This window comes from Pedobacter sp. AK017, from assembly GCF_014200825.1.
GTDB classification, from domain to species: Bacteria; Bacteroidota; Bacteroidia; order Sphingobacteriales; family Sphingobacteriaceae; genus Pedobacter; species Pedobacter heparinus.
Window position 1 is genome coordinate 280,602 of record NZ_JACHCW010000001.1, and the last position, 14,210, is coordinate 294,811.

Genomic DNA, 14,210 nt, shown 5'->3' on the forward strand with positions numbered 1-14,210 from the left:
GAATCGAATTAATCATTGTACCAGATCTTCTTTGGACTTGATCGTAAAGAAGGCATGGTAACAAATAAAAACAATAGCTAATCTTAATGCGCTCTTTCTAATACGTTAAAAAAAAATGGAAAGAACTCAAAAAAAATGGATTTTATTTAAACATTTAAAAACTTCAACCAAATTATTTACGTACCTACGTGTGGGAGAAGTCATGCTTAATTTAAAAAAAACAATCATGACTGCCTCAAAAACTATCTTCCGTACTCCGATCGAGACTTTTCCAGAAGAGGTAAGACTCACCTATTTTACCGGAACTTACAAGCTGACTTTTCCTTTAAGTTATATCGTGCTAAAGATATTCGGCCCCCTTTCAGGTATTGCAACTTCTTTCTTCTCGAAAAAAAACAATTCAACTCTTCTAACAAATAAAATAACGATACTGCAACACCGTAACATATACGATCACGATAATGAACAACGCAGTATAAAAATCCATTCCCTGAATAAAATGAACAAGCTAAATGGTCTTAATTACAGCACATTAGCTAAAATCATTAAATCTACAATAGAGCAATGTTCCATTGGGCTTCGAAAAATAAACATTTTGAATAAAGAGCTTGAGTTAAAGGCTATAGAATATTCTACTACCTTCAAAGAGGATAATTATTACAGTAAAACGCTTAAAAAAAATGATTGATTATAAGCAATTTTCAGATGATCAATTAACTACCTCTTTAAAAGAAGGAGATCATACTGCTTTTCTCGAAATTTTTAATCGTTACAATGCAATCCTAATTAATTTCGCTTATCGACGAGTAACAGATCTTCCTTTGGCAGAAGATATTGTTCACGACGCATTTGTCTATTTATGGGAGAAAAGAAATAATTTATTCTTTAGTGGTGGCGTACAATCTTTTATATTCACAGTAGTTAGAAACCGTATCCTTGATCATTTCAAAAAACAAAAAGTATCTCAAAAGTATATAGATCACTTTTACAAATTTATGTCCAAAGAAGAAAATACTACTGATTTTCTAGTAAGACATAAAGACCTTTCAGAATTGATAGATAGAGAAATTGAGGCGTTGCCAGATAAAATGCGCATTGTATTTACACTGGTTAGAAAATATGAATTGTCCAGAAAGGAGATAGCTGAGTTATTAAAAATGCCCGAGAACACGGTTAAAACTAATATGCAGCGTGCAATACGTATTTTAAAAGGACGCCTGGGGGATGCATCAGTCATCGCTATTTTTTATCTGACATTTAGAAATTAACATTTTTTTAACGGTAAGTGAATACTTACTTAATGTTTCGTCTTTAATAGATAAAATACGAAACATGAAAAAGTTGTTTATTTCTATATTCCTGATCTTTATATTAGTTAATGCAGCATCTGCTTTAGTACCACAAATTCCCAATGATAGTTTAAAATTTTCTGGAACTATAAAGGACGTAGATGGTAAACGTGAATACGGTATTGTATCTATACGCGCTGATAGAAATGATGGATTCAATTTATCTGATTCTATTATTTCTGTTAAATCAAAAATAGATATAAATGGCAACTTTTCATTTTCACTACCTAATTTGGGTAAACCTTTTAAAATTGGAATTGCTGTGAGGAACAAGAATGGTAACCTTTTATTTAATAAAGCTTTTTTTACAGAGCCTAAAGATAGTATTCAGATTCAAATCTTTCAAATGAATAAGCGAGACAGTGTAGTATTTTTTGGAAGAGGTATGGAGAAATATAATTTAATAAATAAACTTGAAAATCAATTTTATGAAGAATATATCAGTGAGTTGAAACGAAATGTTAGTGAAATACAATATATTCAAAATATTAAAAGTGATAAAGAGGTTGCTTTGACAATGGAGAAATGGGCCGATGTCTTGAGGCGAAAAAAACAGGAGAAGCTAAACTTAATTCAATCATCACAATTAGATCCCAGAATGAAATCCATTATCAATTTTGAGTTTGCTTTATACAATATCGATTGGGGTTTTAGGACAGGATTACTTTATTATGAAGCCATAAATCGTAAACAACTCTCTAAAAGCTATCTTGAATTTAATAAAGAATTTTCAGACAACATAAATAATTTTGCGGTATTTAGTCCTGCTTTTGCAAGTGGAACGGTAATGAATACAATTTTGGAATTAAAGATTCAAAACAAATCTGATAGGGCTAATTTAAAAACGCTCTACGATAGAATAAAATCCAATTATTCAGGAATCATACGAGATAGATTATTAGGGTATGCCCTTCTGCATAAAAATGTTGTTCGTGCAACAGAATCTTTTACACCTTATTTATTAGATTCATTGTTAAAAGATGCAACCCAAATTGTCAAACTTGATTACGTGAAAAGGGCTTTCAATCGAAAAATAGATCAACAAAAAAGAGTCAATAATGTCAAAATTATTGATGCAGAATTTCTAGGTTCAAATGGAAAAAAAATTAGTTTGAAATCTTTGAAAGGCAAAGTATTTTTAATAGATACTTGGTTCAACGGTTGCGATGCATGCGCAGGTTTTCATAAAGTTTTTGATAAAGAGATATTTCAAAATTTTAAAAATAATAAAGATTTTGTAGTTCTGAGTATAAATATTGATAAGGACAAGGAAAGATGGAAATCTGGAATTAGTAGCGGAGTATATTCTTCCGATGAATACTTAAACGTTAGTACAGAAAAATGGTTAGATCATCCATTTTTTAACTACTATCAAATTCAATCCGCACCTTATTTAATGCTTGTTGATGCTGAAGGAAATATAATCTATCAACCCAATGGGAATGCAACGGTTAAAACAATGTCTGAGAAAATCAGTTTAGCATTGGTTGAAAGACTCAATCACGCATCAAAATGATATCTTAAATGGGTCATAATAAAATAAATATGAGAACAAACGATTTTGAAAATCTACTTCATAAATATCATCAGGGTAAATGTACAACTGAAGAAAAGGCCCTTGTAGAAACTTTCTATTTGAACCATGATTTTAGCACAAAAAAACTACAGGAAGATGAACTAAATTTAGCTGGCAATAGAGTTTTTGATAAAATAAACGAATCAACAAAAATAAAAAAATCCAGTGCTTTAAGCTTAAGTGCAAGAATTACAACAATAGCAGCAGCTATTATTATACTTCTTGGTGTAGGGACACTAATTTTTACGAATCATGAAAAGCTACCTTATGCTTATAGTAATGATGTACCTCCAGGTACAGACAAAGCAATCCTCACATTAACCAATGGCAAAAAGATTAATTTAAGCGAGGCAAAAGATGGTTCATTAACTAAACAATCAGGTATTGAACTTACAAAAGCATCAGATGGTACATTAATCTATAAAGTAGATAGTTCAAATAAAAACTTCGATGTTTTAGCTTACAATACAATTACCACCCCTAAAGGTGGCCAATATAAAATCGTACTGTCGGATGGCACAAAGGTATGGCTAAACGCCGCTTCCAGTTTATCTTATAATGCCTCTCTTTATGAGCGTGGAGGGGCACGGAGAATAAAGATGAGTGGCGAAGCCTACTTTGAAGTAACTAAAAATAAAAAACACCCTTTCATCGTCATAACAGATCGGCAAGAAGTTAAGGTATTAGGTACCCACTTCAATATATCTGCATACAACGATGAGCGCTCCATTAAAACTACCTTGGTAGAAGGATCTGTACATATCTCTCCCCTTCCATTAAAAGCTGGGGGGAGCCCAGATCTAAGCATCAAAGGAGTTACAATTAAACCCAATCAGGAAGCTATCCTTAGCCCGGGTGGGATTCAGGTTCACGAAGTGAATGCAGATGAAGCAGTCGCATGGAAAAATAACGAGTTTACGTTTGCAACCGAAAATCTGGAAAGTATCATGCGAAAAATTGCCAGATGGTATGATGTAGATATTATATATGCCAGCAAACAAGTTGGCAACAAGCCGTTTAGTGGCACCATATCAAAATTCGAAAAAGTCTCTCAAGTATTATGTCTGCTGGAAGTTACCGGCGAAGTTAAATTTAAAATTGAGGGAAGGAGGATTACAGTAATGGATTAAAGAAATAAACTAAACCAAAATACAATAATACCACGGGGCGAAAAATGGGGGGTCATTTTAGCTGTAAAATTAAGGTTATTTTATAAAAGGTCAGTAGTGCTAGCACACTACTGACCAATGTTCCTGTATTATTAAAAAGTTAACACCGATCAACTAAACAGACAAGCAAACTTAGACAATTTTGTTCAGGGAGCAAAATACCGGTTTCTCATCGGAACTGCTAAGCCTTGTCATAAAACCGATGAAATGCGTCAGATTAATTACCTAAAATGGGGTATACACCTAAAGTATGTCCATAAAATCCTATTATTAATGCGGCTAACCACTGTCATCTTATTCTTCACAGTATTCCAGATAAGTGCAGCAACCACTTTTGGGCAGAAAGTTACTTACAATAAAAAAAACACTACGATCAAACAGGTATTTACGGAGATTAAAAATCAAACTGGTTACAATGTAATATGGTACGATGGAAAGTTAAATGCCCAAATGGTCATCAATGCGAACTTTAACAATACTTCGCTTGATGACGTAATGAAAAGCACTCTAAAAGGAAGAGGCGTAACTTATGAAATTAGGGATAAAACTGTCATCGTAAAAGTCGATGAATCTTCCTTTGCTGATAAGATCATTAGCTTTTTTACTACAATTGATGTACGTGGACGTATACTTGACGAGAATGACGCCCCATTAGTGGGAGCAATTGTAAAAGTAAAAGGAACTAAGTTGGTCGCACCAACCAATGGCAATGGAGAGTTTGTATTGAATGGAGTAGATGAAAAGGCTATTCTAACTATTTCCTTCCTGGGTTATGAAACTAAGGAGGTAGCTGCTTCAAAAAGTATAGGGATCATTAAACTAACACTAAATGCAGATAAACTAGAAGAGGTAGAAATAAATGCAGGCTACTATACAGTAAAAGATAGAGAAAGAACTGGAGCTATTTCAAGAGTAACTGCTGCACAAATTGCAGATCAGCCTGTAAACAATCCACTTATGGCTTTGCAAGGTAGAGTTGCAGGCCTTCAAATCATCCAGGCCAATGGAATTGCAGGAAGTGCATTTACAGTAAGGGTACGTGGAACAAATAGTATTAGAAGTGGTAACGATCCACTGTATATTGTAGATGGGGTTATTTACCCTTCTTCAGGGATATCAGGAATCAGAACAAACACTTCCTCAATTGGTGCAAATGGAGTTAGTCCACTTAGCCTGATCAATCCAAACGACATTCAAAGTATTGAAGTCCTAAAAGATGGAGATGCAACTGCCATTTATGGTTCAAGGGGAGCCAATGGAGTCATTTTAATTACAACAAAAAGAGGGAAATCAGGAAGAGCATCAATCAATGCAAATCTTTCACAAGGTATTAATCAGGTAGGTCATCGTCTAAACTTATTAAATACTGAAGAATATTTAGAAATGCGGAGGGAAGCGTATTTTACCAATGATAAACTAACAACTTCCTCTCCTACCTATGCAACTCAGTATGACATCAACGGCACATATGATCAAAACAAATATACAGATTGGCAGAAAGAGTTAATTGGCAAGACTGCATCAACGACAAATGCTGCAGTAAATATCACAGGAGGGACAGATAAAAGCAACTATTTAATGGCTGGCAATTATTATAGAGAAGGAACTATATATCCTGGGGATTTTGGTTTCAAAAGATATGGCATAAGATCAAGTATTAATTTAGGAGCAACAGAGGATCGTTTTAACGTAAACCTAACATTAAATTTAAATCGCACTAACAGTAATATAGCTGAGAATATTGTACCTCATATTTTATTAGCACCTAACGCCCCTGATCTTTTAGATGAATCAGGAAAAATTAACTGGGCAAATAATACTGTAGCTCTCAATCCAATGGCTGCATTGTTAAAAACTAACAATGCCATTACTGACAATCTTGTCGGAAATTTAACTATGAATTACAGTATTATTAAAAATCTAGTTATAAAATCTTCAATTGGTTATTCATCAATCAAAAGGAAAGAATTATCTACAACACCATTAGCATCAATTGCTCCAATACAAAATTCCACTTCAACCGCTAGAGAAAGTTTTTTTGGAAACAACTATGTAAACAATTTTATTTTTGAGCCTCAGATTATTTATAAAGCGAAAGTTGGAGCAGGAAACATTGATGCCCTTGTTGGAATGAGCCTCCAAAATAACGATGCTCAAATTAACGTTATGAGAGGATCGAATTTCACAAGTGATGATTTATTAAAAAACATCGGCTCTGCTGCTTCTTTAACAACCACCCAAAATGACTTTTCTCAATACCGATACATTGCAGCATTTGGAAGATTAAATTATAATCTCGCTAATAAATACTTTTTAAATCTGACTGCCAGAAGAGATGGTTCTAGTAAATTTGGCCCTGGCCGACAGTTTGCCAATTTTGGTGCATTAGGAGCAGGATGGATTTTTAGTGACGAAAAATTATTTAAAGAAAAATTATCCTTCCTTAGCTTCGGGAAATTACGTGCTAGTTATGGTGTTACCGGAAATGACCAGATTCCAAATTATGGATTTTTGCAACTGTGGAGTAATGGTACAGTATATGACAATACCTCAACACTCGTTCCAAATACTGTGGCTCCCAATGATGAATTTTCATGGGAAACAAACAGGAAGTTAGAGGCTGCTTTACAACTAGGGTTCTTGAAAGATAGAATAAATTTAGAGTTATCTTTTTATAGAAATCGTTCATCGAATCAGCTTATACTTCAATCTTTGCCCCTTAGTGCAGGACTTCTCTCGGTACAAAGAAATTTGCCTGCTGAAATCCAAAATAAAGGATGGGAGTTGGAATCGGATTTTAAAATAATAAATAATAATGTATTCAAATGGTCTGCAGCACTGAATATCAGCATTCCTAAAAACAAATTACTATCTTATCCAGATCTTGAAAATTCATCAAATGCTTCTGTTTATACCGTTGGTCAGCCTTTAGAAATCTTAAAGGCTTTAAATGTAATCCTAAATACACAAACTGGACTATATACTTTCGAAGATAAAAACGGTAGTGGCACACTAGATAATGCTGATATATATATATCTAAATTTCTGGGGCAGTACTTTTATGGTGGATTAGAGAACACTCTTACATATAAGAAATTTAGCCTAAATTTTCATTTTACATTTGCAAAGCAAAATGGCAGGAGATCTATTGGCGCTTCTAGTCCGGGAACTTGGGCAGTTGGAAATTTCAGTAATCAATCAACGGAAGTCTTGAAGCGTTGGCAGCAAGCTGGAGATGAAACATCTATTCAAAGATTTGGAACAACATCTACAACAACCAACCCATATAATACTGCTATGAGTTTTGGGAATATGTCAGTTGTTGATGCTTCTTATATGAGACTAAGAAATCTATCATTGAGTTATTCACTACCTGAAAAATTACTTTCTTCAATAAAAATAAATGCTGCTTCTATTACATTACAAGGACAGAATCTATTTACAATAACCAATTATATGGGACTAGATCCTGAAACACCTGGAAGTGTAGTTCCCCCTTTACGAACTCTTATGCTAGGGCTTAATGTTACATTCTAAAATCAATTATATGAAACACAATAGATTTATATATATATTATGCAGTGTTGCTATTTTGCAATTCTCTTGCAAAGAGTTTTTAAAACTTGACCCACCTAAAACAAGTTTAGTAAATGAAACTGTTTTCCTAAACGATAGTCAGGCACTATCTGCAGTGCTAGGCATGTATGCAACAATGTCGGCTTCTAACAGCTATGCATCAGGAGGTTCATCAAGTATAACAAATTTTACGGCTCTTTCAGCTGATGAGTTGATTGGATATAATGCATTAAATCTTCCGTATTACGAAAATCAACTTACACCTGAATTATCAGGCGTTTCTAATCTCTACTCTGGTCCTTATCAATCCATTTACACTGCTAATTCGATTCTAGAGGGCACAAATGCCTCAAATGGTTTAAGTACTACAGTTAAAGCACAAGTTACGGGTGAAGCTCAATTTGTAAGAGCCTTTTCGTATTTTTATTTGGTTAATCTTTACGGTGAAGTACCACTGCAATTGGTTACAGATTACAAAGTAACTACAGTCGCTTCAAAATCCCCAACTTCTATAATTTATGAGCAAATTATAAATGATTTAAAAAGTGCAGAGAACTTACTACTTGAAGCTTATACCTCTACAGGAAGAACAAGACCAAACAAATCAGCAGTTCAAGCACTTTTAGCTAGGACGTATTTATATATAAAAGATTGGGAGAACGCGGAGAAATATGCAGATTTAGTTATAAAAAAAACAGATAGTTATGGATTGGTTAACTATGACGGCATCTTTTTAATGAATAGCAAGGAAGCTATTTGGCAATTGATGCCGCCACCAAATAACAACACTCAAGAAGGAGTCTTGTTTATCCCCTCATCGCTCACAGCCCCACCACCTGCTAACTCTTTAAGTAAAAATTTTGCACTTAATGCATTTGAGCCTAATGATAAAAGGAAAGATTTTTGGGTTAAGAGTTATGTCGCTGGTGGAGTTACATATTATTACCCATATAAATATAAAGTAAGGTCATCTAGCACGGTTTCCGAGTACTCAATGATCTTCCGTTTAACTGAACAATATCTGATAAGAGCCGAAGCAAGAATTAATCAACCAGGTAAAATTGGGATTGGGATAGCGGACTTGAATATGGTAAGAAATAGAACATTGCCAACTACAGGAAATTCGAATCCAATACCTCCACTTTCTATCAATTTGAGCAAGGAGAATGCTTTATTGGCGGTAGAACAGGAACGTAGAGTGGAGCTCTTTACTGAATGGGGACACCGATGGTTTGATTTGAAAAGAACAGATAGGGCTAATGCAGTTTTGGGCCCACTAAAATCACCTAATTGGCAGTCTGCAGATATTTTATATCCTATACCACGCAATGAAGTCACAAGAAATCCTAACATAGGTAATTAATGTTTAATAATTAAAAATTAGATATACTATTAGGAGTGTGAATAATAGCTTATTCATATTCCTAATATTTATTCACGTATCTTATAAGTGACTAATGTTGTACCATATATTGCAACTAATAAATTATTACGTATTTGAAATTGCTTTAACTTTTTGCCTTTGTATTTTGGTAAATAAAAACTGTTGATATATTTTCCATTATAAATATTGTACTTATCAATTACTTGTTGATTATCGAATTCTTTTTGTGACTCATTGTCAGCCTTTAATCTGGAAAGCACGTAAATTTTGTCATCATTTGTGGTTATATGCGCATTTATAAACTTTGGAGGTGTACGCTGAGTCAACATTTTAGAAATTTTGTTGTCTTTTCCTTTATTTACTGAAATTCCCAATTTTATATGTGCTGTTCGTACAGTATCAATTGTTTTTAATATATACTTCATGTTTAGGTTGGTATCCAAACATAAAACTTCACCCCTGTAAAAGTACATATATAACATTTTAGCATTTTTCTGGTCATAATCTAGTATTCCATCATTTGCGAATAAGCCATCGGATAAATCGGGCAGCGAATATTCTTTTAATATTTTAACACTATCAGAGAGCTTCAATTTAGCTAGAGATCTGTTCACAGATTCTTTACTTTTATATCTTGCTCTGACAATGATTGATTCCTCTGAGAGAGCTTGAAAAACATCAAATCGGTAATTTTTTATATTATAAGATTTAACTTGAGTGCCATTATCGGTTAAAATATCACCATAAGGATTTGTACAGAAAATATACGATGCAAAAACGTCTTTATATATATTAAATGCACTACTTTTGAAATTTTTTGGAAATTTAATTGGAATTTTATCTATTTTATTTAATGAATAATTGGCTTGAAATAAATTTAAGCGATCTAAATATCTATTCAATAAGATGTGTTCGTTTAATTTCCCTGCAAAAACAAATGAATTATCTGGAAGTTCAATGGAATTTAAGTAAATGATTTCGGATTCAACAAGGTTTCTTGTAAATCCGTTGTTTTTTCGATCCTTTAAACTAAAAAAAAATACTACAGCTACTGCTACAACAGTTAAAATTGCTATTAATGAAATGGCTTTATTTTTCATACATTTAAAAAAATGAGGCTACCTTAAAGATAGCCTCAATTTAATTATTGTTCGCTATAAGTATAATCAGCAACATTTACTGCATCCAAAATAGTTTGACCTTGGTCTTTAGATTTTAGATAAACAGTTTCAGTAGGTCCTGCTCCTAACTCTGTAGCACAAGTAGCTGGGCCACTGATTTCGCACTCTACACCGATATTCGAATCAAAACGATACAACAGTTCAGCATTTGCAGATAAAGCACCGCCTACAGCAACTGTTGCTACAAGAGCGGCAAAGAATAATTTTTTCATGTTTTTATATTTAATTTTAAGTGCCTACTATTCGGTTCCAGGGTTTCGGCTTTCCCTGATTCACATTGCGCAATAGAATATCTTGTAAAGCTCTTAATGAACTTTTTTCTCATTAATTTTAGTTTGTAACAGAATACCCACTACAGCCAATGCCACAAACACACAGTTAAAAATCAGATGTTGGTTCCAACTCATTTTTTGTAACACCCCGCCACAGGAGCAGGGAATATTGTCACTGAAATTTAAAATGGCATAAATGTATGCAGTGAATAGAGCCATTAGGGTGAAGGCCGAAAATAATCCAGGTAAAATCGTTCTATTCACTAATAACATAATAGAGATAATTATCTCAATTGATGGTACTGCCCAGACCAAAATAGATGCGTAATCTGTAATGATTGGCGATTTACTCATTTGAAGCAAAAATTTATCATGCTCTAAGAGCTTATTTGTCGCCGCATACAAAAACAACAATACAAACAAGTAACAAATTACATCTACCAGTACCCTCCTGGTCCTATCAGACATTCCTGTCCTTGATTGTTTATTCATTGTTGTTTCCATTTTAATAATTTTTGTCATCTATGATTAATGCTTATAATAATCACTCTGTCTCAGTAAAATAGACTAGCGCCAACCCTCACGCAATTGGCCTAGCCTATTTCCAGTAAAGATTTAAAAACAATATATTATATGAGATAGCGTGGCATATTTGTAAATCTGATTGGGAAAAAGACCCGGGCTAGCTTGACATATTAGCCCGGGGTCATTTTAAACAAAGTACTAACCATCGAAAGACATTTTTATGTAAAAGGCTGTATCCGCAGCTGGTTTCATGTTAGTTTTGTTTGATGTCATGATATATATTCAATTACCTTCTTTTAAATTTTAAACTCGATTGCTGCAATTGGTGCCGCTCCCAGGCCATGTCCCATTCACCATTCTTGATGGCGGTATTTCGTATTTTAATGGCCCTGCTCAATGCATCTTTCTCATCTGTGGCAAATATTTTTAAGATGAACAGGCCCTGGTGAAAATTAGCTTCCCCGTAAAAGCAGATGTTGTATTCCTCTTGTTTGTTTTCCAAATCCCGGTTGTAATCGCACATAAAAATATCGCGGGGTATGCTGCCTGTTTGTCCCAGCGAGATATAGTATGGCGCAGTCTTTTGGTCAACCTTATAGTCCGGATTTAAAATTCCATCTATAATCTCCAGGCCCGACCTGCTTTTAAACATGTTAACAAATTCCTTTGCCTTTTCTTTAGAATCAAAAACAGCGTAGATCTCGTCAAAAGCGTCGTAATTTTTTGGTTTCACCAGGTGTATAACTGTATTCGGTTTCATAAGAGGTTAATATTTGCTTTTTTTACTTTTATTTTTTCTTAGCTCATTTCTTTTTCCTGTTCCTTATTGCTTATTCAAATGTACCAGGTGTTTGGCTGGCTGCTTGTTCCAATTGGGACAAATGCATGTCCCAAAAGGGACAAAATTTATGGCCTTCTAAGCCGTTTGGGTATCTTTTTGCTGTTTATACAGCGTATAAGCACTGCTAAACTTGCTTCTCGAAATTCCCAGGTGCAGGGCAATGCAATCTTTATTGATGCGGTTGCAGAGCGTAGGGTTATCATTAAGGTAAAGCCTTACCCGTTCTTCTACCGTTAGCTTTAGCAGGTGCTGGTAAAACTTGTTGTGTTTTTCTCTTTCGGCCTGCAGGTAAAGCAACAGTAAAAGCATTTTAGGATAGGTTTCAAGAATGTGTTTTAAACTGTAATAGCTGATAGAGATCAGCTCGCCATCTTCCAGCATTTGTATGGCTTCTGTCCTGATCCCGCTGTTCACAAAGCTGTTTACATCAAACATCACTTCCTGCTTTTTCCAGATCCTCGATACAATGGGCTTGTCAATATCCGGATCGTAATAGCAACTGCGGGCAATGCCCGAATGCAGGTAATGCATATTGCCATCTTCAAACGAACCACCCTCTTCAATGTACTGGTCTTTAATAACGGCTTTTAACTTGCAGTTTTCCATTAAGGTTTCAATACAGCTTTCCTTTATAGGTCCCATTATCGCTTCCAGTTTGGGTATAATCTCATTTCTGAGAATAGACTCCAGTCTGGTTTTTCTTGAATCGGTTTCAGTTATTTTCATAGTTTATGAATTGGATTATAACTAGTAGATTACAGTTTATAAAGAGCGTTTCTTCTTCATAACTTGTTGGTAGTTTTTATTAAAATAAGTTTCGTTAATCCAAATTTGGGAACAATAACTTTAAGTTTATCTGGATTTTCTTATCAAAAAATTCTCAATTTTAGTCTGGTTATTTGTCAATAAAATCCAGTTCCCCCCGGAATTAAAAAACAGATAACCTGATGTCGTTTGGCGGTAATTCAAATCGTTTTTTAAAAGCCCTGCTAAAGTAATTTGCATCCTCATAACCTACCATTGCCGCAATTTCCTGTACTGTTTTATTTGTAGACAATAACAACTTTAAACCATTTAACAAACGCAACTCTATCACCTGCTGATGCAAAGGCCGGCCAAAATGGCGTTTTGCCAGGCGCATCAGCGTAACGGTCGAGATCATGAAATGCCTGGCCAGTGCCGGTTCATCGTCAACAAGTTTACTGGCAAAATTTTGAAGAATAAATTGTCCTATCTCTCTGGCCTTATCCTCCTGGTATTCTACATTGCTGATTCTTGTTTGTAATCTATTCCGGTACCTGCCAAAACAATCATTTATAAAAATATGTATGTCTATATCTACATCCGTTCCGGTATTCAGTTTAGCCAATGCACTAAATATTTGTTGCCCTATGCCAAAGCCAGGCAAACCAAAGCATTGTTCATCATTGTTATTGTAGCGGGTAATCAATTCCTGCAGCTCTTCCTGGTCGCCATATTTTTTGATCAGCCAGTCTGGCCGCAAAGTAAGTACCAATAGCATATGCTCGCCCTTCGACAGGTGTCGCTGATACCTGCCAGCAGGCAAATAAGTAAGTTTACAAATATTTTCCGGACTTTCTAAGACCAGCTGGCCTCCCTCATCATACAATACCGAAGCGCCTTTAAGCATGGTCATCATAAAAAAAGCAGGCTCAGTAATTTGCAGGTCGGCAGCACAGGGCCTGGTTACATTGTACTCATACAATTGTATATTGATCACATAGTGGCTGATGGACTGGATAAGCACCGAACCTTCGGGTAAGGCTATCCTTGTGGTTTGAGCCAGTTTAAGCGGAAACTTACTTGGCCTGGGCAATTTACCGTTTGGTAATCTTGCTGCTGTCGGAGGGTGTAAAAATGAGTCTGTTTGAGAACGCATAGGAATTGCATATTGTGTTAAGTCTTATTCATAAGGTATAAAATGCTTTCTAGCTCAAAATTTAATTTATGATACAACAGTTGAGGTCCCGAACTGGCATAAATAAATTGGTTCAGGTCTTTAAGACATATAGTTCCCATATATTTTCCTTCCCCATAAACCGGTAAAGAATCGTGCCCACCGTTGCTCATGATTGTAACAGCCTCACAAGCCAATTGCACTGATTGCAGGCAAACAGGGGCTTCATTGGGATTAGTCTCTATGCCCTTTTTCAACACCTTTTCATAAATATTTTGACTATTAATCATCTTTAACGTATTATTTGTAAAAATTCAGCTATTGAAACAACATAAAGTTCTATAGTTTAAACGAGAATAGCTGAACACACTTATACGATTTTTGCTGAATACAATTTTTGTGTGTTTTTTATTTATAAT

13 protein-coding genes are annotated in these 14,210 nt (G+C 34.7%); 6 read left to right on the top strand and 7 right to left on the bottom strand.

The window, feature by feature from the left end:
* The first annotated feature begins 115 nt into the window (after nt 1–115).
* The 6 genes from HDC92_RS01290 (at nt 116) to HDC92_RS01315 (ending at nt 9,033) form a co-directional block, all read left to right on the top strand.
* Entirely contained in the window at nt 116–688 is a 573-nt protein-coding gene (locus HDC92_RS01290) for a hypothetical protein (protein WP_183871796.1), read from the top strand.
* Entirely contained in the window at nt 681–1,268 is a 588-nt protein-coding gene (locus HDC92_RS01295; RefSeq protein ID WP_183871798.1) for an RNA polymerase sigma factor, read from the top strand. The genes HDC92_RS01290 and HDC92_RS01295 overlap by 8 nt, the downstream gene beginning before the upstream one ends.
* A 64-nt stretch (nt 1,269–1,332) precedes the next feature.
* Nucleotides 1,333–2,865 carry a TlpA family protein disulfide reductase gene (locus tag HDC92_RS01300; RefSeq protein WP_183871800.1) on the top strand — a complete coding sequence of 511 codons (1,533 nt, stop codon included), beginning with the start codon at nt 1,333–1,335 and terminating at the stop codon, nt 2,863–2,865.
* A gap of 8 nt (nt 2,866–2,873) precedes the next feature.
* Nucleotides 2,874–4,055: a FecR family protein gene (locus tag HDC92_RS01305; protein ID WP_183871802.1), complete on the top strand. Its 1,182-nt coding sequence runs from the start codon at nt 2,874–2,876 to the stop codon at nt 4,053–4,055.
* Nucleotides 4,056–4,367: 312 nt separating this feature from the next.
* The gene (locus tag HDC92_RS01310) at nt 4,368–7,631 is read left to right on the top strand and encodes a SusC/RagA family TonB-linked outer membrane protein (protein ID WP_183871804.1); all 3,264 of its coding nucleotides are present in this window, start codon (nt 4,368–4,370) and stop codon (nt 7,629–7,631) included.
* Nucleotides 7,632–7,641: 10 nt separating this feature from the next.
* The gene (locus tag HDC92_RS01315; RefSeq protein WP_183871806.1) at nt 7,642–9,033 is read left to right on the top strand and encodes a RagB/SusD family nutrient uptake outer membrane protein; all 1,392 of its coding nucleotides are present in this window, start codon (nt 7,642–7,644) and stop codon (nt 9,031–9,033) included.
* 68 nt (nt 9,034–9,101) lie between these two features.
* Here the strand turns inward: HDC92_RS01315 and HDC92_RS01320 are convergent, their stop codons facing one another.
* The 7 genes from HDC92_RS01320 to HDC92_RS01350 form a co-directional block, all read right to left on the bottom strand.
* The gene (locus tag HDC92_RS01320; RefSeq protein WP_183871808.1) at nt 9,102–10,154 is read right to left on the bottom strand and encodes a hypothetical protein; all 1,053 of its coding nucleotides are present in this window, start codon (nt 10,152–10,154) and stop codon (nt 9,102–9,104) included.
* 44 nt (nt 10,155–10,198) lie between these two features.
* The gene (locus tag HDC92_RS01325) at nt 10,199–10,447 is read right to left on the bottom strand and encodes a hypothetical protein (RefSeq protein WP_183871810.1); all 249 of its coding nucleotides are present in this window, start codon (nt 10,445–10,447) and stop codon (nt 10,199–10,201) included.
* Nucleotides 10,448–10,540: 93 nt separating this feature from the next.
* A complete protein-coding gene (locus HDC92_RS01330) occupies nt 10,541–11,011 on the bottom strand; it encodes a MauE/DoxX family redox-associated membrane protein (RefSeq protein WP_255484331.1) in 471 nt (156 codons plus the stop codon).
* Between the two features lie 307 nt (nt 11,012–11,318).
* Complete coding sequence (locus tag HDC92_RS01335; RefSeq protein ID WP_183871814.1) at nt 11,319–11,792, bottom strand: hypothetical protein; 474 nt, start codon at nt 11,790–11,792, stop codon at nt 11,319–11,321.
* Nucleotides 11,793–11,948: 156 nt separating this feature from the next.
* Nucleotides 11,949–12,599: a Crp/Fnr family transcriptional regulator gene (locus tag HDC92_RS01340; RefSeq protein ID WP_183871816.1), complete on the bottom strand. Its 651-nt coding sequence runs from the start codon at nt 12,597–12,599 to the stop codon at nt 11,949–11,951.
* A 202-nt stretch (nt 12,600–12,801) separates the two neighbouring features.
* Complete coding sequence (locus tag HDC92_RS01345) at nt 12,802–13,773, bottom strand: helix-turn-helix transcriptional regulator (RefSeq protein ID WP_183871818.1); 972 nt, start codon at nt 13,771–13,773, stop codon at nt 12,802–12,804.
* 17 nt (nt 13,774–13,790) lie between these two features.
* Nucleotides 13,791–14,081, bottom strand: coding sequence for a CBS domain-containing protein (locus HDC92_RS01350; RefSeq protein WP_183871820.1), 291 nt, complete (start codon nt 14,079–14,081; stop codon nt 13,791–13,793).
* Between the last annotated feature and the right edge of the window lie 129 nt (nt 14,082–14,210).